This is a genomic window from Variovorax sp. OAS795 (assembly GCF_040546685.1).
Classification (GTDB): Bacteria; Pseudomonadota; Gammaproteobacteria; order Burkholderiales; family Burkholderiaceae_C; genus Variovorax.
Window position 1 is genome coordinate 1,569,520 of the sequence record NZ_JBEPOH010000001.1, and the last position, 23,493, is coordinate 1,593,012.

Consider the following 23,493-nt stretch of genomic DNA (forward strand, 5'->3'; position numbering starts at 1 on the left):
TCTGTTCCTTACCAGGCGTGGCGTTGGTCGTCGGGAAAGCTGCCGTCCTTGACGGCGCGCACATAGGCCTGGAGGGCGGGCAGCACGCCCGGCGCGTCGGCCATGAAGTTGCGCACGAACTTCGGCATCTTTCCGAGGTTGATGCCCAGCATGTCGTGCAGCACCAGCACCTGGCCGGCGGTGGACTTGCCCGCGCCGATGCCGATGGTGGCGCAGCGGGTCAGCTCGGCGGTGAGTTCGGCGGCCAGCGCGGCCGGCACCATCTCGAGCACCAGCATCGCGGCACCGGCGTCCTGCAAGGCGTGCGCCTGCTGCTTCAGCAACGCCCCCGCGGCATCGCCCTTGCCCTGCACGCGGTAGCCGCCGAGCGCATGCACGGTCTGCGGCGTCAGGCCGAGGTGCGCGCAGACCGGAATGCCGCGCTCGACGAGGAAGCGCACCGTCTCGGTGGTCCAGCCGCCGCCTTCGAGCTTGACCATGTGCGCGCCGGCCTGCATCAGCACCGTGGCGCTGCGCAATGCCTGCTCGCGCGATTCCTGGTAGCTGCCGAAAGGCAGGTCGGCAATCAGCCAGGCCGTGCCCTGCACGCGGTGCAGGCCGCGCGAGACGCTGTCGGTGTGGTAGCGCATGGTGTCCAGGCTCACGCCCACCGTGCTGGCGAGGCCCTGGCAGACCATGCCGAGCGAATCGCCCACCAGCAGGCAATCGATGCCCGCGGCGTCGGCCATGGCCGCGAAGGTGGCGTCGTAGGCGGTGAGCATCGCGATCTTCTCGCCGCGCGCATGCATGTCGGCCAGGCGCGGCAGGCTCACGGGCTTGCGCGAGGCGAGCGGGGAGGCCGGCGGCAGCGTGCCGTAGGGCGAGGCCGCGGGTGTTTCAGCGGTGGGGGTGGTGTGGGGCATGGTTGGGTTTCTCCCTGCGGGCGTCGGTGGCCGGGCATCCTTGATTGAAGAAAGACAGAAAAAAGCGGGTGGGTCGTCAGCCGCCGGGCGGCACCAGCACCGTGGGCGCGGTGGCTTCGGCGAGCGAAGGGTAGTCGCGGCTGAAATGCAGGCCGCGGCTTTCGTGCCGTGCCTGCGCCGAGCGGACGATCAGCTCGGCCACCTGCACCAGATTGCGCAGTTCGAGCAGGTCGCGCGTGACGTGGAAGTTTGCGTAGAACTCGCGGATCTCGGCCTGCAGCAGTTCGATGCGATGGCTTGCGCGCTCCAGCCGCTTGTTGGTGCGCACGATGCCCACGTAATCCCACATGAAGCGGCGCAGTTCGTCCCAGTTGTGCGAGATGACCACGGCCTCGTCGGCATCGGTCACGCGGCTGTCGTCCCAGGGCGGCAGCTCGGCGCCGCTACGCATGGGCGCCGCGGCAATCGCCCCGGCCGCGGCGCGCGCGAACACCATGCACTCGACGAGCGAATTGCTCGCGAGCCGGTTGGCGCCATGCAGCCCGGTGCAGGCGGTCTCGCCGATCGCATAGAGGCCGGGCACGTCGGTGCGGCCGGCCAGGTCGCTCAGCACGCCGCCGCAGGTGTAGTGCGCGGCCGGCACCACGGGAATCGGCTCGCGCGTGATGTCGATGCCCAGCTCCGCGCAGCGCGCGAGGATGTTGGGGAAGTGCTCTTTCAGGAAGGCGGGGCTCTGGTGCGAGATGTCCAGATGCACGCAGTCCAGGCCGTGCTTCTTCATCTCGAAGTCGATGGCCCGCGCCACCACGTCGCGCGGTGCGAGCTCGGCGCGCTCGTCGTGCGTGGGCATGAAGCGGGTGCCGCCGGCCGATTCGGGCAGCTTCAGCAGCCCGCCTTCGCCGCGCACCGCCTCGCTGATGAGGAAGGACTTGGCATGCGGGTGGTACAGGCACGTGGGGTGGAACTGGATGAACTCCATGTTTCCCACCCGGCAGCCCGCGCGCCAGGCGGCCGCGATGCCGTCGCCGGTGGCGGTGTCGGGGTTGGTGGTGTACAGGTACACCTTCCCCGCGCCGCCCGTGGCCAGGATGGTGTGCGGCGCGCGGAAGGCCAGCACTTCGTCGGTCTGGTCGTCCAGCGCGTAGAGGCCCAGGCAGGCCGGATCGTCCAGGCCCAGCTTGGTGCCGGTGATCAGGTCGACCAGCGTGTGGTGCTCGAACAGCGTGATGTTCGGCGTGCGGCGCACGCGTTCGATCAGCACCTGCTGCACGGCCGAACCGGTGGCGTCCGTCACGTGAACGATGCGGCGCTGGCTGTGGCCGCCTTCGCGGGTCAGGTGCAGGTCGCCGTTTTCCTCGGAGAACGGCACGCCCAGTTCGCGCAGCCAGCCGATCGCCTCCGGCGCATGCTCGACCACGAAGCGGGTGGCTGCGGGGTCGCAGAGGCCCGCGCCGGCCACCAAGGTGTCTTCCACGTGCGCGTCGAAGCTGTCGCCCGCGGCCAGCACGGCCGCGATGCCGCCCTGTGCCCAGGCGCTGGAGCCGTCGTTCAGTGCGCGCTTGGTCAGCACCGCCACCCGGTGCGTGGGCGCCAGGTGCAGCGCGGCCGAGAGGCCTGCGAGGCCGCTGCCGACGATGAGGACGTCGAAGTCGCGCACGCCGGCCTCCGCTGTCAGGCCGGGGCGTACGCCAAGCGCACGTAGATGGGGGCGAAGGCCTCGGCCTGCGTGATGTCGATCAGCGTCTCTTTCGCGAGCTCGAGCATCGCGATGAAGGTGACGATCAGCACCGGCGCGCCGCGCGACGGGTCGAACAGTTTTTCGAACTCCACGAAGCGCTGGCCCTGCAGGTGCCGCAGCACGATGCTCATGTGCTCGCGCACGTTGAGTTCCTCGCGCGAGATCTTGTGGTGCTGCACGAGCTTGGCGCGCTTCATGATGTCGGCCCACGCGTCGCGCAGCTCGACCACGTTCACATCGGGAAAGCGGGGCTTGAGCGATTGTTCGATGTAGACCTGCCCCTTCCAGAAGTCGCGCCCGTAGGTCGGCATGGCGCTGATGGCGGCGGCCTGCAGCTTGGTCTGCTCGTATTCGAGCAGGCGGCGCACCAGCTCCGCGCGCGGGTCCTCGGCTTCTTCGCCGTCGGCCACCTTCTTGGGCGGCAGCAGCATGCGCGACTTGATCTCGATCAGCATCGCGGCCATCAGCAGGTACTCGGCCGCGAGTTCGAGGTTGGTCTGGCGAATCTCGTCGACGTAGCTCAGGTATTGCCGCGTGAGCCCCGCCATCGGGATGTCGAGGATGTTGAAGTTCTGCTTCCTGATGAGGTAGAGCAGCAGGTCCAGCGGACCTTCGAAGGCTTCGAGGAAGACCTGCAGCGCCTCCGGCGGGATGTACAGGTCTTTCGGCATCGCGAACAACGGCTCGCCATAGAGCCTGGCGAGCGCGACCTGGTCGACCACCTCGGGCATGCTCGCCACGAGCGTGTCGTTGTCCTCGTTGCCCTTCATCGGGTGCTTGCTATCATTTCAATAGCTGCAGCCGCGACGGGAGCGAACGACGGATGCCGGCTGGGCACCATTACTTGCTTTGGGTCTGGTAGACGTACGGCTGCTGCGGCACGCGGGCTTCGTTGTATTCCTCGAGCAGGCTGCGGTCGAGGTGCTTGTCCCACAGCAGGGCACGGCCGGCGCGCTGTTCGGCTTCCAGCGTCGGCTTCTTTTCCTTCATCTCCTCGATGAAGCTGGTGATCTCGGAGGTGTAGTGGGGGCGGCGGAAGATGGACATAGACTGGACCTTTGAAGCGCGAATTTTACCGGGGATGGCATGAAGCAACGAGAACAGTGGCGGATCGGCTGTGCAACAGCGTTATTGGCGGCCGTGATCGGGCTCGCGGGATGCGACCCGCAGCGCATCGGCGAACTGGAGGAAGGCGTCTCGACCGAGGCCGACGTGCGCGCCAGGTTCGGCGAGCCCGAGAACGTCTGGGACGCGCCGAACGGCCGCGTGCTCGAGTACAACCGCCAGCCGCAGGGCCAGAAGAACTACATGATCACCATCGGCGCCGACGGCAAGATGAGCGCGCTGCGCCAGGTTGCTGACGCCCGAGAACTTCGCCAAGGTGCAGCCCGGCATGATGATGGAAGACCTGCGCAAGCTGCTCGGCAAGCCCGCCAAGGTCACGCCGTACGCTCTCAAGCGGGAAACCGAATGGGAATGGCGCTGGGTGCAGCCGCCGAATTCGCCCATGGTGTTCACCGCCACGCTCAACGACGACCAGCGCGTGGTGCGAAGCGGCTCCTCGCCCGACCGGAGCACGGAGGCCAACTAGTTGTGAAGCGTCAAGAGGTTGTTTCTTGACGAGTTGATTCTGGAGATGGGCGCGACGCCGCCGATACCGCTGTGCGGGCGATGCCAGTTGTAGTGGTGCTGCCAGCTTGCCAGGGCATCGGTTCGATGGGCCGAGTTCTGGTAGGTCCAGCCGTAGGCCCACTCTCGCAGCGCGGACTGGATGAACCTCTCGGCCTTGCCATTGGTCTGCGGCCGGTAGGGTCGCGTGAAGCTGTGCTTGATGCCCAGTTCCGTGCAGGTTGCCCTGAACTCGCGCGAGCGAAACGCTGGGCCGTTGTCCGTGAGCAACCGCTTGACGATGATGCCCAGGCGGGCGTAATAGGCCACCGCATTGCGCAGGAACAGGACCGCCTGCGCTTGCTTTTCGTCCGGGTGCATGGCGGTGAATGCCAGCCTTGCATGGTCGTCGATGGCCACGAACAGCGTCTCCCAGCCTGCTCCATCGACCGAGTCGCGCCGGTTTCCTGTGACACGGTGGCTGGGCCGCACGATGCGCCCAAGCTTCTTGGTGTCGATGTGCAGCAGATCGCCGGGCGCCTCGTGTTCATAGCGCACGACCGCTTCGACAGGCTCCAGATCGCTCAACCTGGACATGCCCGCTCGCGCCAGGACGCGACTGACAGTGGACTCCGAGACGCCCACGCTGCGGGCGATGCGAGCCTGCAGCATTCGGCGTTTGCGCAGCTCGACGATGAGCAAGGCCTTGCCCGCATCGATGGCCCTGGGCGAGCGCGTGGGCCTGGAGGACGCATCGGCCAACGCGGCTTCGCCGCCGGCCAGATAACGACCGAGCCACTTCCTGGCCGTTGGCGCAGTGACGCCGTGTGCGGCTGCGGCTCGCACGGCATCCAGGCCTTCCAAGGTCATCTGTTTGACCATCTCGATTCGGCGGGCAAAGGTAAGTCGGGCATGCTTATGGGTGTTCATCCGGTTGGGCGTCCTGAGTGGATTGGGTGTTTGGCGACTTCCAGTCTCTCAAACCCAATCCGGATGAACACCGGATACAACCTATTGAAGCTTCACAACTAGTCTTCGGCCGGCCGCGGCTGGCCGCTCGTCAGCTCGTCGGCAAAACCCGAGCGCACGATCACCTCGAGCGGCTGCGGCTGCAGCGATTCCAGGCGCAGCAGCCCGTCGCGCGCCAGCACCGCGCGGTGCAGCTGGCGCAGCGCATCGACGCCGGTCGCGTCCAGGTAGATGAGGTGCGTGGCGTCGAGCACCACCGTCATGCCGCGCGGGGCGTTCTCGGCCGCGTTCACCGCCTCGTCCAGCTTGGCCGCGGCCCCGAAGAACATCGCGCCATAGAGCCGGTAGGTGAGCACCGGCGGCTGCATCGTGACCAGCTCGACGCTGAAAAGCTCGCTCATGCGCCGGATGAAGAGGGCGCATGCGAGCACGAGGCCCGCCTGCACCGCCACCGTCAGGTCGAACACGACCGTGAGAAAGAAGGTGCCGAGCATCAGCAGCCGGTAGTGGCGGCTGAAGTGCCGCAGCTGCCCCGGCGTGAACTCGCGCCATTCGCCCATGTTCAGGCCCACGAACACCAGGATGCCCGCCAGGACCGCGAGCGGCACATGGCGCGCCAGCGGTGCGGCCAGCAGCACCACCACCAGCAGCGTGACCGCATGCACGATGCCCGCAATCGGCGAACTGCCGCCCGAGCGGATGTTGGTCACGGTGCGCGCAATGGTGCCCGTGGCCGGCATGCCGCCGAAAAAGGGCGTGACGAGGTTGGCGATGCCCTGCGCCATGAGCTCCTGGTTCGGGTCGTGGCGCGGCTGGCCGCTGAGCTGGTCGGCCACGCGGGCGCACAGCAGGGACTCGATGGCGCCCAGCAGCGCGATGGTCAGCGTGGGCGTGACCAGCTGCTTGACCGTCTCCCAGGAGAAATCGGGCAGCGCGAAGGTCGGGCCGCCTTCGGGAATGCCGCCGAAGCGCGTGCCGATGGTTTCCACCGGCAGGTCGAAGCCCCACGAGACCACCGTGAGCGTGACCAGCGCCACGATGGGCCCCGGCAGGCGCGCGCCCACCTGCACCGCGCGTGAACGTGCCATGCGGCCCGCCAGGCGCTGCACCGCATGGCCCACCTTCGATTCAGTGCGCATCAGGAGCGGCCAGGCCATCAGGCCGAGCACGCACGCCAGCCCGAGCGCGAAGGCGTACGGGTTGAAGGTGCCGATCTGCAGCGCCATGGCGTGCAGCTGCGAGAACACGTCGGCCGGCATCTTCTCGACCGTCAGCCCGAGCAGGTCCTTGAGCTGCGACAGCAGGATCAGCACCGCGATGCCGTTGGTGAAGCCGACCACGATCGACAGCGGCACGAAGCGCACCAGCCGGCCAAGCCCGAACAGCCCCGCCGCGAACAGCAGCACCCCGGCGCAGGCGGTCGAGATCAGCAGGTTCGCGAGGCCATAGCGTTCGACGATGCCGTAGACGATCACGATGAACGCACCCGCCGGACCGCCGATCTGCACCGCCGAGCCGCCCAAGAGCGAGACCAGGAAGCCCGCGATGATGGCCGTCCAGATGCCGGCCTCGGGCTTGAGCCCCGAGGCGATGGCGAACGCCATGGCCAGCGGCAGCGCCACGATGCCGACCGTGACGCCCGCGCCCAGGTCCTTGAGGAAGCGTGTCCGGTCGTAGCCTGCCAGCGCGTCGAGCAGGCGGGGGCGAAAACGGGTGATGTTCAGCGGTGACTGCATGGGGCACCCATTGTGTACCCCGCGCCGGCGCGGCCGGCCGGTGTTGCCGTCAGTCGCTGTCGGGAATCACCGCGTCGGCGGCCGCGCCCACGGCCTTGCCGGTGATGCGCGCGGTGCCGATGGCGGCATCCGCCGCCAGGCCCACCGCGCTGGCGCCCACGCTCACGGCGGTACCAGCCACGGTCACCACCGCGCAGCCGCCCAGCATGGCAACCAGGGACAACAGGAGCAGGGTGCGTTTCAGCATGGAAGGGGTCCTCTCGCTCAGCGAACCCGCATGCCGGGCGTGGCGCCGGGCCAGGGTTCGAGCACATGGATGCCGGGGGCGGCTTTTTCGTCGGCATGGCTGGCGGCCAGCACCATGCCTTCGCTGATGCCGAACTTCATCTTGCGCGGCGCCAGGTTGGCGACCAGCACCGTGAGCTTGCCCACGAGCTGCTCGGGCTGGTAGGCCGAGGCAATGCCGCTGAATACGTTGCGGTTCTTGCCCTCGCCGGCGTCCAGGGTCAGCCGCAGCAGCTTGGTCGAGCCTTCGACCTTTTCGCAGGCCACGATCTTCGCGATGCGCAGGTCGATCTTCGCGAAGTCGTCGATGGTGATCGCGGGCGCGATGGCTTCGCCGCCCGGCAGCGCGCCGCCGCTTGCCGCTTCGGCTGCCGGCACCGGCTCGGGTGCGTCGAACAGCTGGTCGACCACCTTGGCGTCGGCGCGCTGCATCAGGTGCTTGTAGTCGCCGATGGCATGGCCCACGGGCAGCGCCTGCGCCGCATCGGCCCAGGACAGCGGCGCGATCTTCAAGAAGGCCTCGACATTGACGGCGAGCGCCGGCAGCACCGGCTTCAGGTACAGCGTCAGCAGGCGGAAGGCCTCGATGCACACCGTGCACACGTCGTGCAGGCGACCCTCCTGGCCCTCTTTCTTGGCCAGCTCCCAGGGCTTGTTCTGGTCGACGTACTCGTTCACCTTGTCGGCCAGCGCCATCACCTCGCGCAGCGCGCGGGCGTAGTCGCGGCCGTCGTAGAGCGAATGAAGCTGCGGCGCCGCATCGCGCAGCGCGAACAGCAGCGCGTCGCCGTCGGCCGACACTTCGCCCAGCTGGCCGCCGAAGCGCTTGCCGATGAAGCCCGCCGCGCGGCTCGCGATGTTGATGTACTTGCCCACGAGGTCGCTGTTGACGCGCGCGACGAAGTCCTCGGGGTTGAAATCGATGTCCTCGTTGCGGCCGTTGAGCTTGGCCGCGATGTAGTAGCGCAGCCACTCGGGATCGAGGCCGATCGAGAGGTACCTGAGCGGGTCGATGCCGGTGCCGCGGCTCTTGCTCATCTTCTCGCCGCTGACCGTCAGGTGGCCATGCACGTACACCGCATCGGGCGCCTTGCGGCCGCTGAAATGCAGCATCGCGGGCCAGAAGAGCGTGTGAAAGGTGATGATGTCCTTGCCGATGAAGTGCACCTGCTCCAGGTCCGGGTCGGCCATGTACTCGGTGTAGGAGATGCCGTCGCCGCCCAGCTCGATGCAGCGCTTGTCGAGCAGGTTTTTCAGCGAGGCCAGGTAGCCCACGGGCGCGTCCAGCCACACATAGAAGTACTTGCCCGGCGCATCGGGAATCTCGATGCCGAAGTAGGGCGCGTCGCGGCTGATGTCCCAGTCGCCGAGGCCGCCCTTGCCCTCGTCGTCCTTGTAGAGCCACTCGCGGATCTTGTTCTGCACTTCGGGCTGCACATGGCCCTGGGCCGCGGTCCATTCCTTCAGGTAGGCCTCGCAGCGCGGGTCCGAGAGCTTGAAGAAGAAGTGCTCCGAACTTCGCAGCTCGGGCTTGGCGCCCGAGAGCGCCGAGTAGGGGTTGATCAGCTCGGTGGGCGCGTAGACGGCACCGCACACCTCGCAGTTGTCGCCGTACTGGTCCTTGGCGTGGCAGTTGGGGCACTCGCCCTTGATGAAGCGGTCGGCCAGGAACATGCCCTTGGCCGGGTCGTAGAACTGCTCGACGCTCTTGGTGCTGATGAAGCCGTTGGCGCGCAGGTCGCGGTAGATGTCCTGCGCGAGCTGGTGGTTCTCGGGCGCGTCCGTCGAGTGCCAGTTGTCGAACGAGATGTAGTAGCCGTCCAGGTAGGGCTTGCGGCCCGCGGCGATCTCGGCCACGAAGGCCTGCGGCGTCACGCCGGCCTTGTCGGCCGCGATGGTGATGGCCGCGCCATGCGCGTCGTCGGCGCAGACGAAGTTGACCTCGGCGCCATTCATTCGCTGGTTCCGCACCCAGATGTCGGCCTGGATGTATTCCATCATGTGGCCGATATGGAACTTGCCGTTGGCATACGGCAGGGCGGTGGTGACGAAGAGCTTGCGCGGGGCGGACATCGGGAAGGGCGCTTTCGGGAGTGGCGGACTGGCTGGCAACGAACGCGGCCGGGCCGCATTCGGGAACCGGGCATTTTAGGTGGCAGCGCCGCTCCTTGCCGAACGGCACTGTCCCGGCACCGGACCCCGGCCCGGAAGACCCCGGTGACCCGAAAGCCGGCGGGGTGTCTCCGGCGCGACGTATGCTCCATCCCGCGCGTTTCGCCACGCCCCCTTCCCATATGGCGAAGAGATATACAAGACAGATATACAGAAAGCGAGTTTCCGATGACCAGCCCCATTCCCGCAACCCTGATTCCCGGCGATGGCATCGGCCCCGAAATCGTCGACGCCACCTTGGCCGCGCTCGACGCGCTGAAGGCGCCCTTCACCTGGGACACGCAGATCGCCGGCCTCGGCGGCGTCACGGCTTCGGGCGATCCGCTGCCCCAAGCCACGCTGGACAGCATCCGCCGCACCCGCCTCGCGCTCAAGGGTCCGCTCGAAACGCCCTCGGGCGGCGGCTACCGCTCGTCGAACGTGCGGCTGCGCGAGGAGTTCCAGCTGTACGCCAACCTGCGCCCCGCGCGCACCATCATTCCGGGCGGCCGCTTCGACAAGATCGACCTGATGGTCGTGCGCGAGAACCTCGAGGGCCTGTACATCGGCCACGAGCACTATGTGCGCATCGATGGCGATCCGCATGCCGTCGGCATGGCCACGGGCATCAACACGCGCCAGGGCTGCCTGCGCCTGCTCGAATACGCATTCGAGACAGCCGTGGCCACGGGCCGCAAGAAGGTCACGCTCGTGCACAAGGCCAACATCATGAAGGTGCTGACCGGCCTGTTCCTGGAAACCGGCCTGCGGCTCTACGAGGAAAAATACAAGGGCAAGTTCGAGCTCGACACCATCATCGTCGACGCCTGCGCGATGAAGCTGGTGCTCAACCCCTGGCAGTTCGACATGCTGGTGACGACCAACCTGTTCGGCGACATCCTGTCCGACCTGGTGGCGGGCCTGGTCGGCGGGCTGGGCATGGCGCCGGGCGCGAACATCGGCGCCGATGCCGCGATTTTCGAAGCCGTGCACGGCTCCGCGCCCGACATCGCCGGCAAGGGCATCGCCAACCCCACCGCGCTGCTGCTGGCGGCGGCGCTGATGCTCGATCACGTCAGGCTGCCCGACATGGCCGCGCGGCTGCGCAAGGCCATCGACGACACGCTCAACATCGACAAGGTGCGTACCGGCGACCTGGGCGGCACCGCGGGCACGGCGGCGTTCACGAAGGCACTGGTCAGCCGCATCCAGAACGGCTGACGCCGGACGCGGCTTTTCGTGGCCTCATGAGAAAGCTGCTGCTCCTGCTGGCCTTGTGCGTCGCCGGCGCCGCCAGCCTGGCCGCCGTGCCGGCCCGCGCCGAGCCGCGCTACACCGTGGTGAAGATCGACCTTCGCAAGGACCGGCTCGCGCTGTTCCTGCGCGACGATGCGGGCGTCGAGTTCAGGCGCTTCGACCGGCTGGAAGCCTGGCTCGCCGCGCACAACAGGCAGCTCCTGTTCGCGGTGAATGCCGGCATGTACCACGCCGACTTTTCCCCCGTGGGCCTGCTGGTGCAGGAGGGACGGGAGGTTTCTCCGCTGAACCTGTCGGCGGGAACGGGCAACTTCTTCCTCAAGCCCAACGGCGTGTTCCTGGTGTCCGGCAACCAGCCGCGCGTGGTGGAGTCGTCGGAGTATCCGGCGCTGTCGCGCGGCGTGAGGCTGGCCACGCAATCGGGGCCGCTGCTGCTGCGCCGGGGCGTGGTGCACCCCGCCTTCATTCCCGACTCGGATTCGCGCAAGATCCGCAACGGCGTGGGCGTGTCGGGCCATACGGCCGTCTTCGTGATCAGCGAAGACCCCGTGAACTTCTACGAATTCGCGCTCTACTTTCGCGACGTGCTGCATTGCCGCGATGCGCTCTATCTCGACGGCACCGTGTCGGCCTTGCATTCGCTTGCGCTGCGGCGCAGCGACTTCGTGAGGGACCTGGGCCCGATACTCGGCGTGGCGGTGCCGTGAACCGGCCTTGCCGCCGGCGTTTTCATCCAGGATTTTTCGAGCCATGACCCAAGCCCTTCCCATTCTTTCGCTGGTCGAAACCCGCGTGCTCGGCGTGCTGGCCGAGAAGCAGCGCACCGTGCCCGACAGCTATCCCCTGACGCTCAACTCGCTGGTGTCCGGCTGCAACCAGAAGACCAGCCGCAACCCGGTGCTCGAACTGAGCGAAGCCCAGGTGCAGGCCGCCATCGACAGCCTGAAGAGCTACAGCCTGGTGGCGGAAACCAGCGGCGGCCGGGCGTTCCGCTACGAGCACAACATCGATCGCGTGCTGCGCATCCCGTCGCAGTCGGTCATCTTGCTGACCGTGCTGATGCTGCGCGGCCCGCAGACGGCCGGCGAACTGCGCATCGCCTGCGACCGCATGCACAACTTCGCGGACATCTCGTCGGTCGAGGGCTTTCTCGACGAGCTTTCCGAGCGCGCGGCCGGCGCACTGGTGGTGAAGCTCGCGCGCCTGCCCGGTGCGCGCGAAAGCCGCTGGGCGCACCTGCTGAGCGGCGCGCCGGCTGAAGAGCTTGCCGGCCCGGGCAACGCTTCGGCCGATGGCGCGTACGCATCGAACGACGCATCCCTCGGCGAGGTCGCGGCGCTCAAGGCCAACGTGGCACGGCTCGAAGCCGAACTGGCGTCGCTGAAGGCGCTGGTGGGGCGGGTGTGTTCGGAGCTTGGGATTTCCGAGGTAGGTTGACCGAGCGGGTGTTGCCCTGCAACAGCCCGCACAACACATTCGGCATCTCCGAAAAACGCCCCGCGCTGGGAATTCACGTTCTCCACAGGCGGTCGAGCTACTACAACCCGAGCGGCACTGGGTTCGAGCCCGCGACTTCCAGGACGGACATCCTCTCAAAGGGCGATCTTGTGGCGGCCATCAGGAAGCAGGGTGAATTCACCTACATCGAGCACTTTGCGTCGTGGAGATCCTATGCGGCAGAGTCTTCAGGGTGGATCAGATCGGTCGACCTCGGCAAGCGGATCTCTGACTAGCGTCGCGGTCGAACCTTGCCTCAGCCGGCCGCTTCCCACCCGAAGAACCGCAGCACCTCGTCCTTCTGGCGCATGGCGTCCGCCCGGCCGAGCGCCATCAGCTCGCGCGTGTAGGCCGACTCGAACAGCAGGTAGCTCGCGAGTGCGCCGCCCTTCACGTCGGCCGCGACCCTGGAGCCTCCCAGCAGGTGGCGCACCGCCCCGGGCAATGCATCGACATGGCGTGCCGCGATCACGTCGAGCCGCTCCGACGGCGAGATCACCAGCAGGTCGAGCGGGCGCAGCGTACTGGACTTGCGCGCTTCCTCGGGAATGAGGCCGAGCGTGTGGTTGATGCGGCGCAGCCGTTCGATGTCCACGGCCAGTGCATCGAGAAAGATGCTCGACAGCGCATGCCCCGCGATCTGCGCCATGGTGGGATAGCCGCTGTAGGTGTTGGGCGCATCGGCGTCGCGCGGCTCGTGCATGCGGCCGGCGCCGATCACCACGATGCGCGCGGCGCCCAGGTGGATCGCCGCGGCGATCGGCGCCGACTGGCGCATCGAGCCGTCGCCGAAGTATTCGGTATGTCCCTGCATCGGCAGCGCCGTGGCCGGGAACACGAAGGGAATGGCCGACGAGGCCAGCAGGTGCGCGTGGCTGATGCGGTCACGCACCGACAGCCGCTGCGAACGCACCCAGGGCGCCATCGGCACGGCCGCCTCGAAGAAGGTGACGTGCTCGCCCGAGCTGTAGCTCGACGCGGTGACGGCCAGCGCCTTCACATGGCCTTGCTGCATGAGCGCCGGCAGGCGGTCCAGCGGCACCATGCGGCCCAGCAGCTCGGCCAGCGGCGTGTTGTCGAGCAGGGAGCGCGGCTTGATGCGCATCCAGTTGGCCGCAAAGCGCCCGAGCCCGAGCAGCATGCGCCAGCGCGCGCCGCTGCCGATGACGGAGAGCGAATCGGCGCGGTACACCTGCCCGGCGTGGAAGTTGCGCCAGACTTCGGCGATGCGGCCGACGGCTGCGTCGAAGTCGTCGGCGCCGCAGGCCAGCGCGGCCGCGTTGATGGCCCCGGCCGAGGTGCCGGTGATCACGGGAAAGGGATTGCCCGCGTGGGCGAAACCCGCCGCCCGGCGGATCTCGGCCATGGCCTCGAGCACGCCGACCTGGTAGGCGGCCCGCGCGCCGCCGCCGGTGAGCAACAGGCCGGTGGCGGGGGGTGTCTCGGGCATTGTGTTGTTATTGCTTTGGCTGTTGGCCGGGCATGGCGTGGCGGGTTTCGGGGTGTTGCCCCCGGCCGCGGGAAGGCGAAGCGGCGCCAGGTGCGCGGGGGGCGGTGGCAAGCCACTAGACTACCCGCCATTCAGGAGTTAGATCAATGGCACTCACCCCAGAAGGGCTCATGGACGCGCTCAAGGCCGTCCAGGACCCGAACACCGGCAAGAATTTCGTGGCGACGCGCTCGCTCAAGAACCTGCAGATTTCAGAAGGCGACGTGTCCTTCGACCTCGAGCTCGGCTATCCGGCCAAGAGCCAGTACGCGGGCTTGCGCAAGGCGCTGGTGGCGGCGGCCAAGACGGTGCCGGGCGTGAGCAATGTCTCGGTCAACATCACGACCAAGGTCATCAGCCATGCGGTGCAGCGCGGCGTGCAGCTGATGCCCAACGTGAAGAACATCATCGCTGTCGCGTCCGGCAAGGGCGGCGTGGGCAAGAGCACCACGGCCGCCAACCTGGCGCTGGCGCTGGCGGCCGAGGGCGCGTCCGTCGGCCTGCTCGATGCCGACATCTACGGCCCGAGCCAGCCCATGATGCTGGGCATCGAGGGCCGGCCCGAGAGCGAGGACGGCAAGACCATGGAGCCGCTGGAGAACCACGGCGTGCAGGTCATGTCGATCGGCTTCCTGGTCGACCAGGACGAAGCCATGATCTGGCGCGGCCCCATGGCCACCCAGGCGCTGGAGCAGCTGCTGCGCCAGACCAACTGGAAAGACCTCGACTACCTGATCGTCGACATGCCGCCCGGCACCGGCGACATCCAGCTCACGCTGAGCCAGCGCGTGCCGATGACCGGCGCGGTGATCGTCACCACGCCGCAGGACATCGCGCTGCTCGACGCCAAAAAGGGCATCAAGATGTTCGAGAAGGTCGGCGTGCCGATCCTGGGCATCGTGGAGAACATGGCGGTGCACATCTGCTCCAACTGCGGCCATGTGGAGCACATCTTCGGCTCCGAAGGCGGCAAGAAGATGGCCGAGCAATACCAGATGGAATACCTCGGCGCGCTGCCGCTGGACATCAACATCCGGCTGCAGGCCGACAGCGGCAAGCCCACCGTGGTGGCCGACCCCGACGGCGAAGTGGCCGGCATCTACAAGGCCGTGGCGCGGCAGGTGGCGGTGGGCATCGCCGAAAAGGCGAAAGACTTCTCGGCCAAGTTCCCGACCATCTCGATCAGCAAGAACACCTGACCGGCGGCGCGCCCCGTGAATCTTCTCGCGTCGATGCGCTACCTGGTCGCACTGAGCGAGCACAAGCATTTCGGGCGCGCGGCGCAGGCCTGCCACATCACGCAGCCGGCCCTGTCGAATGCGCTGCGCTCGCTCGAAAGCGAGTTCGGCGTGGTCATCGTCAAGCGGGCCCGCGTCTACGTGGGCCTCACGCACGAGGGCGAGCGCGTGCTGGCCACGGCCCAGCGCATGCTGCGCGACAACGAGGTGCTGCAGCAGGAGCTGCGCAGCGAAGAGGGCCACCCGCGCGGGCGGCTGCGCATGGCCGCGGTGCCCACCGCCATCCCGATGCTGTCGCGCTTTGCCGCCATGCTGCACGAGCTGCACCCGGGCATCGTGCCGGCCGTCCTGTCGATGAGCTCGCAAGACCTCGAAATGGGGCTCGAGAGCCTGTCCGTCGACCTGGCGCTCGGCTACATCGAACGCATGCACCTGCCGGGCATCAAGCTCACGGCCTGGCCGCAGAGCGTGGAGCACTACTTCCTGCTGCGCCGGGCGGCCAAGCCCTCGGCCGACCGGCTGCGCATCGGCCAACCGATGTCGTGGGCCGAAGCCGGCAAGCTGCCGCTGTGCCTGCTCACGCCCGACATGCACAACCGCTCGATCATCGACCAGGCGTTGCGCGAAGCCGACACGGTGGTGGAGCCGGCCATCGAGACCAACTCGGTACTTACCCTTGCCCTGGCCGTGCTCGCGGGCAGCGTCAGCAGCGTGCTGCCCGGTTCGATGGTCGCGGCGGTGCGCAGCTACCGCGAACTGGAGGCGCTGCCGCTGGTGGGCCCCGAGGTCAAGACCCCCCTGGGCTTCATGACCCAGACCGGCGTGCGCCCCTCGCGCGCGCTCGATGCGGCCCTGGTGTTCCTGCAGACGCCGGCCTGGCGCGAGCAGGTCCGGCTGCACAGCGGCGCACTGGGCGAATAGCCGGCGCGCGGCCCGTCGGCCGGCGCACCATTTAGTTATTGAATCGATCGATGCGCCGATCGAATTTGACGCACCCTGGGCGGCCCCACACACTCGGTCAGCCTCCCAGCATCCGCTCGGGGCAGAGCCAGACAGACACCCGAAAAAAGGCCTAGGCAGTGAACAACCACCCAGCCACGACCCGCGAGACAACAGCCAAACCGGCCGCGACGCACACCATCGTGCCGCTCGCCACCGCCGACGAGATGCGCGAGCGCATTCGCCGCAAGAGCAAGCTCAAGGGCCGCCAGCCCGAGGAGGCGGCACTGGTCGAAGTGCGCACGCTCATCGGCGCGCGCCCGGCCGAGGGCCACCGGCGCGACCTGCTCATCGAGCACCTGCACAAGCTCAACGACGCCTTCCGCTGCCTGCACGACCATCACCTGGTGGCGCTGGCGCGGGAGATGAACATCCCCATGGCCGAGGTCTACGAGGTCGCGACCTTCTATCACCACTTCGAGGTGGTGCGCGGCGGCGATGCGGCACCGGGCCTCACGGTGCGCGTATGCGACGGCCTCGCTTGTGAGCTGGCCGGCGCCAGGGACCTGCTGGCCCGCCTGCCCGAACTGCTCGGGGTCGATGGCGACGAGGTGCGCGTGATTGCCGCGCCCTGCGTGGGCCGCTGCGAGCAGGCGCCGGTGGCGGTGGTCGACCAGCAGGCCGTGCCGCTCGCGACCACGGGCAAGGTGCTGCAGGCGCTGAAGTCCGATCCCGATCAAGCCAACGTCGCGTACTTCGACGCCGCGGCGTTCGCCGAACAAAGCGTCTCGCCGCTGCCCGGCGCCATCGAGCGCATGCCGGCCTTCACCGACTACGCCACCTACCGCGCGCACGGCGGCTACACGCTCGCGGCCGCGCTCGTCAACGGCGAGGAAGACGCCGAGGCCATCATCAAGACCATGGAAGACTCGGGCCTGCGCGGCCTGGGCGGCGCGGGCTTTCCGGCCGGCCGCAAGTGGCGCATCGTGCGCGACCAACCCGCGCCCCGGCTCATGGCGGTGAACATCGACGAGGGCGAGCCCGGCACCTTCAAGGACCGCACCTACCTCGAGCGCGATCCGCACCGTTTCCTCGAAGGCCTGGTGGTGGCGGCGCAGATCGTCGGCATCGAGCAGTGCTACATCTACCTGCGCGACGAATACCACGACTGCCGCGCGCTGCTCGAAAGAGAGCTGGCCCGGCTCCAGGCCGATCCGCCCTGCGCGCTGCCGCGCATCGAGCTGCGGCGCGGCGCGGGTGCCTACATCTGCGGCGAAGAGTCGGCCATGATCGAGAGCATCGAGGGCAAGCGCGGCGAACCGCGCATGCGCCCGCCGTACATCGCGCAGGTGGGCCTGTTCGGCCGCCCGACGCTGGAACACAACTTCGAGACCCTCTACTGGGTGCGAGACATCGTCGAAAAAGGCGCGGCCTGGTTCAGTGGCTTCGGCCGCCACGGCCGCAAGGGCCTGCGCAGCTTCAGCGTGAGCGGCCGGGTGAAGCACCCGGGCGTCAAGCTCGCGCCCGCGGGCATCACGGTGCAGGAACTCATCGACGAATACTGCGGCGGCATGCTCGACGGCCACTCGCTCTATGCCTACCTTCCGGGCGGTGCATCGGGCGGCATCCTGCCGGCGCGCATGAACGACATTCCCCTCGACTTCGACACGCTGCAGCCCCATGGCTGCTTCATCGGATCGGCCGCGGTGATGGTGCTGAGCCAGCACGACCGCGCACGCGACGCCGCACTGAACGTGATGCGCTTCTTCGAGCACGAGAGCTGCGGGCAGTGCACGCCCTGCCGCGTCGGCACGGCGAAGGCCGCGGCTTTGATGCAGGCGCCCACGTGGGACAGCGCCACGCTCGAAGACCTGGCGCAAGTGATGGGCGACGCGTCCATCTGCGGGCTCGGGCAGGCGGCCCCCAATCCGATCCGCTGCATCCAGCAATATTTCCCGGAGGAGGTGGCATGAACGCCCCGTCGAAACTTGCGGAGCTGATGCCGCAAACCATCGAATTCACGCTCGACGGCCAGGCCATCCAGGCCTTCGACGGCGAGACCATCTACAAGGCGGCCGAGCGCCATGGCGTGGAGATTCCGCACCTTTGCTACAAGGACGGCTACCGCGCCGACGGCAACTGCCGCGCCTGCGTGGTCGAGGTCAAGGGCGAGCGCACGCTCGCACCCAGCTGCTGCCGCAACGTCACGGCCGGAATGGACGTGAAGGCCACCAGCGAACGCGCGCTCAAGAGCCAGAAGATGGTCGTCGAGATGCTGCTGTCCGACATGCCCGACCAGGGCTACAAATGGATCGGCGACGACGCCACCCAGCAGCACGGCGAGCTCAGCGCCTGGGCGAAGAAGCTCGACATCGCGGTGCGGCCCGAGCTCAAGGCGCTGCGCCGCGAGCAGCCGAAGACCGACATCTCGCACCCGGCCATGGCCGTCAACCTCGACGCCTGCATCCAGTGCAACCGCTGCGTGCGCGCCTGCCGCGAAGAGCAGGTCAACGACGTCATCGGCTATGCCCTGCGCGGCGCCGACAGCAAGATCGTGTTCGACCTGGACGACCCGATGGGCGACAGCACCTGCGTGGCCTGCGGCGAATGCGTGCAGGCCTGCCCGACCGGGGCGCTCATGCCCAAGAGCCACATCGGCTCGCAGGAGGTCGATCGCAAGGTCGATTCGGTGTGCCCGTTCTGCGGCGTGGGCTGCCTCGTCACCTACAACGTGAAGGACGAGAAGATCGTGAGCGTCGATGGCCGCGACGGCCCGGCCAACCACAACCGCCTGTGCGTGAAGGGCCGCTTCGGCTTCGACTACGCGCACCATCCGCAGCGCCTGACCAAGCCGCTGATCCGCAAGCCCGGCATGCCGAAGGACTTCGGCGATGCGCCGCGCCCGGACGACTGGAGCGAATACTTCCGCGAAGCCAGCTGGGAAGAGGCGCTCGCGCTCACCACCGGCAAGCTCTCGGGCCTGCGCGACACCTACGGTGCCAAGTCGCTTGCGGGCTTCGGCTCGGCCAAGGGCAGCAACGAAGAGGCCTACCTGTTCCAGAAGCTGGTGCGCACGGGATTCGGCAGCAACAACATCGACCACTGCACCCGCCTGTGCCACGCCTCCAGCGTGGCCGCGCTGCTCGAAGGCGTGGGCTCGGGCGCGGTGAGCAACCAGGTCAACGACGTGGAGCACGCGGGGCTGATCTTCGTCATCGGCTCCAACCCCACGGCCAACCACCCGGTCGCGGCCACCTGGATGAAGAACGCCGCGCAGCGCGGCGCGAAGATCGTGTTGGCCGACCCGCGCCGCACCGACATCAGCCGCCACGCCTGGCGCACGCTGCAGTTCAAGGCCGACACCGACGTGGCCATGCTCAATGCGCTGATCCACGCCGTGATCGACGAGGGCCTGGTCGACCAGGAGTTCGTGCGCACGCGCGCCAGCAACTACGAAGCCTTGCGAGAGAACGTCAAGGGCTACAGCCCCGAGGCGATGGCGCCCATCTGCGGCGTGCCGGCCGAAACGCTGCGCGAAGTGGCGCGCGCCTTTGCCACCGCCAAGGGCTCGATGATCCTCTGGGGCATGGGCGTGAGCCAGCACGTGCACGGCACCGACAACGCGCGCTGCCTCATCGCGCTGGCCACCGTCACGGGCCAGATCGGCAAGCCGGGTTCGGGCCTGCATCCGCTGCGCGGCCAGAACAACGTGCAGGGCGCGAGCGACGCGGGCCTGATCCCGATGATGTTCCCCAACTACCAGCGCGTCGACAACCCGGCCGTGCATGCGTGGTTCGAAGACTTCTGGGGCATGCCGCTGGACGCGACGCCGGGCTACACCGTGGTCGAGATCATGCACAAGGCGCTGGCGCCCGACACCGATCCGCACAAGGTGCGCGGCATGTACATCATGGGCGAGAACCCCGCCATGAGCGACCCCGACCTGAACCATGCGCGCCATGCGCTCGCAAGCCTGGAGCACCTGGTGGTGCAGGACATCTTCATGACCGAGACCGCGTGGCTCGCCGACGTGGTGCTGCCCGCGAGCGCCTGGCCCGAGAAGACCGGCACCGTGAGCAACACCGACCGCATGGTGCAGCTGGGCAAGCGCGCGCTCAACCCGCCGGGCGACGCGCAGCCCGATCTCTGGATCATCCAGCAGATCGCCAAGGGCATGGGCCTGCAATGGAACTACGAGGGCGAGGAGTCCGGCGTGGCCGCGGTCTACGAGGAGATGCGCCAGGCCATGCATGCGGTGATCAGCGGCATCAGCTGGGAGCGCCTGCAGCGCGATTCGAGCGTGACCTACCCGTGCCTGAGCGAGGAAGACCCGGGCCAGCCGACCGTGTTCATCGACGACTTCCCGACCGCCGACGGCCGCGTGAAGCTGGTGCCGGCCGACATCATTCCGGCCGACGAGCGGCCCGATGCCGAATACCCGTTCGTGCTCATTACCGGGCGCCAGCTGGAGCACTGGCACACCGGCAGCATGACGCGCCGCGCCACCGTGCTCGATGCGCTGGAACCCATGGCCACCGCGTCGATGAACCAGGCCGACCTGCTGAAGCTGGGCCTGGAGGCCGGCGACGTGATCACGGTGCAGTCGCGGCGCGGCGAAGTGGCCATCCACGTGCGGCGCGACGACGGCACGCCGAATGGCGCGGTGTTCGTGCCCTTCGCGTACTACGAGGCGGCGGCCAACCTGATGACCAACGCCGCGCTCGATCCGATGGGCAAGATCCCCGAGTTCAAGTATTGCGCGGTGCGCATTGCACGCGGGGGCCAGCCGATGGCGGCGGCCGGCTACGGCACCGGGTCGGGCGTACTCGCTGCGGTGGATTGACGCGGGTGGTGGCGCCGGGGCGGGCATGGTTTAACCTTTGCGCCCCGACGCCACCGCACCGCTCACCCCCACCGGCATGAAAACCAGAGTCCAGTTCCGCCTGCGCATCTACCGGGACGACAGCATCGCGATCGGCCCCGGCAAGATCGCTGTGCTCGAGGCCGTGGCGGAGACCGGCTCGATCTCGGCCGCGGCGCGCCAGCTGGGCATGTCGTACCGGCGTGCCTGGATGCTGATCGACGAGATGAACCACGCCCTGAGCTCACCGGCCGTGAACACGGCGGCCGGCGGCTCGCGCGGCGGCGGCAGCGCGCTCACGCCCGTGGGCGAGGAAATCGTCAAGCACTATCGTGCCATCGAGAACGCCGCGCGCCTGGCCACGGCGGCCGACGTCCGCGCGCTGACGCGCCTGCTGGCCTCCTGATTTCGTTCTCGCGCTGTATCCGGAAGGATATCGGCGCCGCCCTCCAGCAGCCGCTAACGGACCCCCCGTCAGGAGGGAGGGTTGGTTCGTGCACAATCGCGTTGTATCTTCATGAATACGACGAACTCCCTCCTCGCCTCGGCCGACTGGTTTCCGCTGGTGCTGTCGCTCAAGGTGGCCGCGGTCGCGACCCTGCTGGCGCTCGTGGCCGGCGTGGCGCTGGGCTGGGTGTTCGCGCGCAAGCGTTTTCCGGGCGACACGGTGCTGGAGGCGGTGTTCATGCTGCCGCTGGTGCTGCCGCCCACGGTCATCGGCTACGCCATCCTGGTGGCCGCGGGGCGCCACAGCCCGCTTGGCAGCTGGCTGCGCGAGCACCTGGACTACAGCATCATCTTCAGCTGGCACGGCGCTGTCGTGGCGTCCGCCGTGGTGGCGCTGCCGCTGGTGCTGAAGTCGGCCAGCGCCGCCTTCGCGAACGTGGACCGCTCGCTCGAGGCCGCCGCCAGCACGCTGCGGCAATCTCCGTTCTCGATCTTCCTGCGCGTCACACTGCCGCTGGCCTGGCCTGGCATCCTCGCGGGCACGTTGCTCGCGTTCGCGCGCGCCATGGGCGAGTTCGGCGCCTCGCTGATGGTGGCGGGCTCCATTCCGCAGCAGACCCAGACGCTGTCGATGGCGATCTACGACGCCGTGCAGGCCGGCCATGACGATCGGGCGCTGCTGCTGGTGGCCGTGACCTCGCTGCTGTCGGTCACGGTGCTGGTGCTGTCGAACCGGTTCTTTTCGCTGCGCTGACGGCGCGTGCATCCCACCCGGAAAAACCCGAATGCGTCCGCTTCGCCTCCTGTCTCTCGTGTTGGCCCTGGCTCTACCGCTGGCTGCGGCGGCCCAGCAGATCACCGTTTCCGCGGCGGCCAGCCTGACGGATGCGTTCAAGGCGCTCGGGCCGAAGTTCGAGGCGGTGAAGCCGGGTGCCACGGTCCGCTTCAACTTCGCGGCGTCGGGCGTGCTGCTGCAGCAGATCGCGCAGGGCGCGCCGGTCGACGTGTTCGCGAGCGCCGACCAGGAGACCATGGGCCGCGCCGCCGAACAGAAACTCATCGACACCGCCACGCGGCGGAACTTCGCGTCCAACGCGCTGGTGCTGATCGAGCCGCTGCGGGGCGGCGCGGGCGTCCGGTCGCTGCAGGACCTGGCCGGTCCCGGCGTGCGAAAGATCGCGGTCGGCAAGACCGCCACGGTGCCGGTTGGGCGCTACACGCGGCAGGTGCTCGAAGGGGCGGGGCTCTGGAGCGTGCTCGAGCCCAGGTTCATTCAGGCCGACAGCGTGCGCCAGGTGCTCGACTACGTGGCGCGCGGCGAGGTCGAGGCCGGCTTCGTCTATCGCACCGATGCGGCCGTCATGGGCGACAAGGTCCGGATCGCCTTCGCACCCGCGACCGCTGTGCCGGTGAGCTACCCGGCCGCGGTGGTCGCCGACAGCCGGCAGAAAGCGCTGGCCGGCGAATTCGTGGCCTTTCTCTCGAGCGACGCGGCGCGCGAAGTCCTCGCGCGGCACGGCTTCGGCACGCCATGATCGACGTCGACCTGAAGCTCACGGTCACCGACGGCACGCGCCGCTTCGACCTGGCGGCGCGCTTCGCGACCGACGCGCCCTTTGCCGCGCTGTACGGCCCTTCGGGTGCGGGCAAGACGCTCACGCTGCAGGCCATCGCGGGGCTGCTGCATCCCTCCGCCGGCCATGTGCGGCTGGACGGACGCACGCTCTACGACGCCGCGCGTGGCATCGACGTGCCGGCGCCGGCACGGCGCATTGGCTACCTGTTCCAGAACTACGCCTTGTTCCCGCACCTGTCGGTGCGCGAGAACGTGGCTTTCGGCCTGACCGCATGGCACCGGCGCAAGCTGCCGCCGCGCGACGCCGAGCGGGTGCAGTCGCTGCTCGAAGGCTTCGGCCTCGCGGCGCTGGCCGACAGCCGCCCGCAGAAGCTCTCGGGCGGCCAGCAGCAGCGCGTGGCGCTCGCGCGCGCGCTGGCCTGCGAGCCGCAGGTGCTGCTGCTCGACGAACCGTTTGCCGCGCTCAACCCGATGCTGCGCAGCGAGCTGCGCCACGAGCTGGCGCAGGTGCGCCGCCAATGGGGCATACCGGTGCTCATGATCACGCACGATATCGACGACGTGCTGGCGCTCGCCGACGTGGCCTTCGTCTACGACAACGGCCGCGTCGTGCGCGAGATCGACCTGCACAACGGCGAGAGCCGCGACCTGGCGCTGCGCGAGGCGGGTGGCGTGCCGCCCGCCGAGGCCACGCCGCTGCACCGCAAGCTGCGCGGCCTGCTGATGCAGGACGCGCGCGGCGCCTGAGCCGCCCGGCGCATGCAGATGACCCTCGGCGCAAGAGCGGCTTGCGGCGGCGC

General features: G+C 68.3%; 20 protein-coding genes and 1 pseudogene. 12 read left to right on the plus strand and 9 right to left on the minus strand.

The window, feature by feature from the left end:
• Nucleotides 1–8 precede the first annotated feature (8 nt).
• From panB to ABID97_RS07450, 4 genes are all read right to left on the minus strand, one after another.
• Complete coding sequence (gene panB, locus ABID97_RS07435; RefSeq protein WP_354397884.1) at nucleotides 9–902, minus strand: 3-methyl-2-oxobutanoate hydroxymethyltransferase; 894 nt, start codon at nucleotides 900–902, stop codon at nucleotides 9–11.
• 76 nt (nucleotides 903–978) lie between these two features.
• The gene (gene nadB / locus ABID97_RS07440; protein ID WP_354397885.1) at nucleotides 979–2,559 is read right to left on the minus strand and encodes an L-aspartate oxidase; all 1,581 of its coding nucleotides are present in this window, start codon (nucleotides 2,557–2,559) and stop codon (nucleotides 979–981) included.
• Nucleotides 2,560–2,573: 14 nt separating this feature from the next.
• Nucleotides 2,574–3,410 (minus strand): segregation and condensation protein A, encoded by an 837-nt coding sequence (locus tag ABID97_RS07445; protein WP_354397886.1) that lies wholly within the window; start codon nucleotides 3,408–3,410, stop codon nucleotides 2,574–2,576.
• A 70-nt stretch (nucleotides 3,411–3,480) separates the two neighbouring features.
• Nucleotides 3,481–3,687, minus strand: coding sequence for a DUF3460 family protein (locus tag ABID97_RS07450; protein ID WP_028258806.1), 207 nt, complete (start codon nucleotides 3,685–3,687; stop codon nucleotides 3,481–3,483).
• A 39-nt stretch (nucleotides 3,688–3,726) separates the two neighbouring features.
• On the opposite strand from ABID97_RS07450, the pseudogene ABID97_RS07455 reads away from it, so the two are divergent.
• A pseudogene (locus ABID97_RS07455) lies at nucleotides 3,727–4,231 on the plus strand (outer membrane protein assembly factor BamE).
• On the opposite strand, the gene ABID97_RS07460 reads toward ABID97_RS07455, so the two are convergent.
• From ABID97_RS07460 to metG, 4 genes are all read right to left on the minus strand, one after another.
• Complete coding sequence (locus ABID97_RS07460) at nucleotides 4,228–5,178, minus strand: IS481 family transposase (protein ID WP_354397887.1); 951 nt, start codon at nucleotides 5,176–5,178, stop codon at nucleotides 4,228–4,230. The pseudogene ABID97_RS07455 and the gene ABID97_RS07460 sit on opposite strands and share 4 nt — an antisense overlap.
• Nucleotides 5,179–5,276: 98 nt before the next feature.
• Nucleotides 5,277–6,953: a SulP family inorganic anion transporter gene (locus tag ABID97_RS07465; protein WP_354397888.1), complete on the minus strand. Its 1,677-nt coding sequence runs from the start codon at nucleotides 6,951–6,953 to the stop codon at nucleotides 5,277–5,279.
• A gap of 49 nt (nucleotides 6,954–7,002) precedes the next feature.
• On the minus strand, nucleotides 7,003–7,200 hold the full coding sequence (locus ABID97_RS07470) for a hypothetical protein (protein ID WP_354397889.1): 198 nt from the start codon (nucleotides 7,198–7,200) through the stop codon (nucleotides 7,003–7,005).
• 17 nt (nucleotides 7,201–7,217) lie between these two features.
• Nucleotides 7,218–9,311 carry a methionine--tRNA ligase gene (gene metG / locus ABID97_RS07475; RefSeq protein ID WP_354397890.1) on the minus strand — a complete coding sequence of 698 codons (2,094 nt, stop codon included), beginning with the start codon at nucleotides 9,309–9,311 and terminating at the stop codon, nucleotides 7,218–7,220.
• Between the two features lie 267 nt (nucleotides 9,312–9,578).
• On the opposite strand from metG, the gene ABID97_RS07480 reads away from it, so the two are divergent.
• Genes ABID97_RS07480 through ABID97_RS07490 form a run of 3 tightly spaced genes read left to right on the plus strand, consistent with a single transcriptional unit; the run spans nucleotide 9,579 to nucleotide 12,083 of the window.
• Complete coding sequence (locus tag ABID97_RS07480; RefSeq protein WP_354397891.1) at nucleotides 9,579–10,610, plus strand: isocitrate/isopropylmalate dehydrogenase family protein; 1,032 nt, start codon at nucleotides 9,579–9,581, stop codon at nucleotides 10,608–10,610.
• A 26-nt stretch (nucleotides 10,611–10,636) separates the two neighbouring features.
• Nucleotides 10,637–11,353: a phosphodiester glycosidase family protein gene (locus ABID97_RS07485; RefSeq protein ID WP_354397892.1), complete on the plus strand. Its 717-nt coding sequence runs from the start codon at nucleotides 10,637–10,639 to the stop codon at nucleotides 11,351–11,353.
• A 43-nt stretch (nucleotides 11,354–11,396) separates the two neighbouring features.
• Complete coding sequence (locus ABID97_RS07490) at nucleotides 11,397–12,083, plus strand: YceH family protein (protein ID WP_354397893.1); 687 nt, start codon at nucleotides 11,397–11,399, stop codon at nucleotides 12,081–12,083.
• A 316-nt stretch (nucleotides 12,084–12,399) separates the two neighbouring features.
• On the opposite strand, the gene ABID97_RS07495 is transcribed toward ABID97_RS07490, so the two are convergent.
• Nucleotides 12,400–13,593: a patatin-like phospholipase family protein gene (locus ABID97_RS07495; protein WP_354397894.1), complete on the minus strand. Its 1,194-nt coding sequence runs from the start codon at nucleotides 13,591–13,593 to the stop codon at nucleotides 12,400–12,402.
• 146 nt (nucleotides 13,594–13,739) lie between these two features.
• Between ABID97_RS07495 and apbC the strand changes: the two genes are divergently transcribed.
• The 8 genes from apbC to ABID97_RS07535 all read left to right on the plus strand — a co-directional run bounded on the left by apbC (nucleotide 13,740) and on the right by ABID97_RS07535 (nucleotide 23,440).
• Nucleotides 13,740–14,831 carry an iron-sulfur cluster carrier protein ApbC gene (gene apbC, locus ABID97_RS07500; protein WP_354397895.1) on the plus strand — a complete coding sequence of 364 codons (1,092 nt, stop codon included), beginning with the start codon at nucleotides 13,740–13,742 and terminating at the stop codon, nucleotides 14,829–14,831.
• Nucleotides 14,832–14,846: 15 nt separating this feature from the next.
• A complete protein-coding gene (locus tag ABID97_RS07505) occupies nucleotides 14,847–15,791 on the plus strand; it encodes a LysR substrate-binding domain-containing protein (protein WP_354397896.1) in 945 nt (314 codons plus the stop codon).
• A 245-nt stretch (nucleotides 15,792–16,036) separates the two neighbouring features.
• Nucleotides 16,037–17,782, plus strand: a complete 1,746-nt coding sequence (locus ABID97_RS07510; protein ID WP_354401693.1) for an NAD(P)H-dependent oxidoreductase subunit E — start codon at nucleotides 16,037–16,039, stop codon at nucleotides 17,780–17,782.
• A complete protein-coding gene (gene fdhF, locus ABID97_RS07515) occupies nucleotides 17,779–20,652 on the plus strand; it encodes a formate dehydrogenase subunit alpha (protein WP_354397897.1) in 2,874 nt (957 codons plus the stop codon). Before ABID97_RS07510 ends, fdhF begins: the two co-directional genes overlap by 4 nt.
• A 76-nt stretch (nucleotides 20,653–20,728) precedes the next feature.
• Nucleotides 20,729–21,076, plus strand: coding sequence for a winged helix-turn-helix domain-containing protein (locus ABID97_RS07520; protein WP_354397898.1), 348 nt, complete (start codon nucleotides 20,729–20,731; stop codon nucleotides 21,074–21,076).
• Between the two features lie 111 nt (nucleotides 21,077–21,187).
• Nucleotides 21,188–21,871, plus strand: a complete 684-nt coding sequence (gene modB / locus ABID97_RS07525; RefSeq protein WP_354397899.1) for a molybdate ABC transporter permease subunit — start codon at nucleotides 21,188–21,190, stop codon at nucleotides 21,869–21,871.
• A gap of 31 nt (nucleotides 21,872–21,902) precedes the next feature.
• Entirely contained in the window at nucleotides 21,903–22,652 is a 750-nt protein-coding gene (modA, locus tag ABID97_RS07530) for a molybdate ABC transporter substrate-binding protein (RefSeq protein WP_354397900.1), read from the plus strand.
• Nucleotides 22,649–23,440 carry an ABC transporter ATP-binding protein gene (locus ABID97_RS07535; RefSeq protein ID WP_354397901.1) on the plus strand — a complete coding sequence of 264 codons (792 nt, stop codon included), beginning with the start codon at nucleotides 22,649–22,651 and terminating at the stop codon, nucleotides 23,438–23,440. Before modA ends, ABID97_RS07535 begins: the two co-directional genes overlap by 4 nt.
• The last annotated feature ends 53 nt before the right edge of the window (nucleotides 23,441–23,493 follow it).

Excerpts from the sequence above, each read along its gene's own strand:
- panB (WP_354397884.1), bottom strand. The coding sequence starts at position 902 with ATGCCCCACACCACCCCCACCGCTGAAACACCCGCGGCCTCGCCCTAC.
- ABID97_RS07445 (WP_354397886.1), bottom strand. The coding sequence starts at position 3,410 with ATGAAGGGCAACGAGGACAACGACACGCTCGTGGCGAGCATGCCCGAG.
- ABID97_RS07450 (WP_028258806.1), bottom strand. The coding sequence starts at position 3,687 with ATGTCCATCTTCCGCCGCCCCCACTACACCTCCGAGATCACCAGCTTC.
- ABID97_RS07460 (WP_354397887.1), bottom strand. The coding sequence starts at position 5,178 with ATGAACACCCATAAGCATGCCCGACTTACCTTTGCCCGCCGAATCGAG.
- ABID97_RS07465 (WP_354397888.1), bottom strand. The coding sequence starts at position 6,953 with ATGCAGTCACCGCTGAACATCACCCGTTTTCGCCCCCGCCTGCTCGAC.
- ABID97_RS07470 (WP_354397889.1), bottom strand. The coding sequence starts at position 7,200 with ATGCTGAAACGCACCCTGCTCCTGTTGTCCCTGGTTGCCATGCTGGGC.
- metG (WP_354397890.1), bottom strand. The coding sequence starts at position 9,311 with ATGTCCGCCCCGCGCAAGCTCTTCGTCACCACCGCCCTGCCGTATGCC.
- ABID97_RS07480 (WP_354397891.1), top strand. The coding sequence starts at position 9,579 with ATGACCAGCCCCATTCCCGCAACCCTGATTCCCGGCGATGGCATCGGC.
- ABID97_RS07485 (WP_354397892.1), top strand. The coding sequence starts at position 10,637 with ATGAGAAAGCTGCTGCTCCTGCTGGCCTTGTGCGTCGCCGGCGCCGCC.
- ABID97_RS07490 (WP_354397893.1), top strand. The coding sequence starts at position 11,397 with ATGACCCAAGCCCTTCCCATTCTTTCGCTGGTCGAAACCCGCGTGCTC.
- ABID97_RS07495 (WP_354397894.1), bottom strand. The coding sequence starts at position 13,593 with ATGCCCGAGACACCCCCCGCCACCGGCCTGTTGCTCACCGGCGGCGGC.
- apbC (WP_354397895.1), top strand. The coding sequence starts at position 13,740 with ATGGCACTCACCCCAGAAGGGCTCATGGACGCGCTCAAGGCCGTCCAG.
- ABID97_RS07510 (WP_354401693.1), top strand. The coding sequence starts at position 16,037 with ATGCGCGAGCGCATTCGCCGCAAGAGCAAGCTCAAGGGCCGCCAGCCC.
- fdhF (WP_354397897.1), top strand. The coding sequence starts at position 17,779 with ATGAACGCCCCGTCGAAACTTGCGGAGCTGATGCCGCAAACCATCGAA.
- ABID97_RS07520 (WP_354397898.1), top strand. The coding sequence starts at position 20,729 with ATGAAAACCAGAGTCCAGTTCCGCCTGCGCATCTACCGGGACGACAGC.
- modB (WP_354397899.1), top strand. The coding sequence starts at position 21,188 with ATGAATACGACGAACTCCCTCCTCGCCTCGGCCGACTGGTTTCCGCTG.
- modA (WP_354397900.1), top strand. The coding sequence starts at position 21,903 with ATGCGTCCGCTTCGCCTCCTGTCTCTCGTGTTGGCCCTGGCTCTACCG.
- ABID97_RS07535 (WP_354397901.1), top strand. The coding sequence starts at position 22,649 with ATGATCGACGTCGACCTGAAGCTCACGGTCACCGACGGCACGCGCCGC.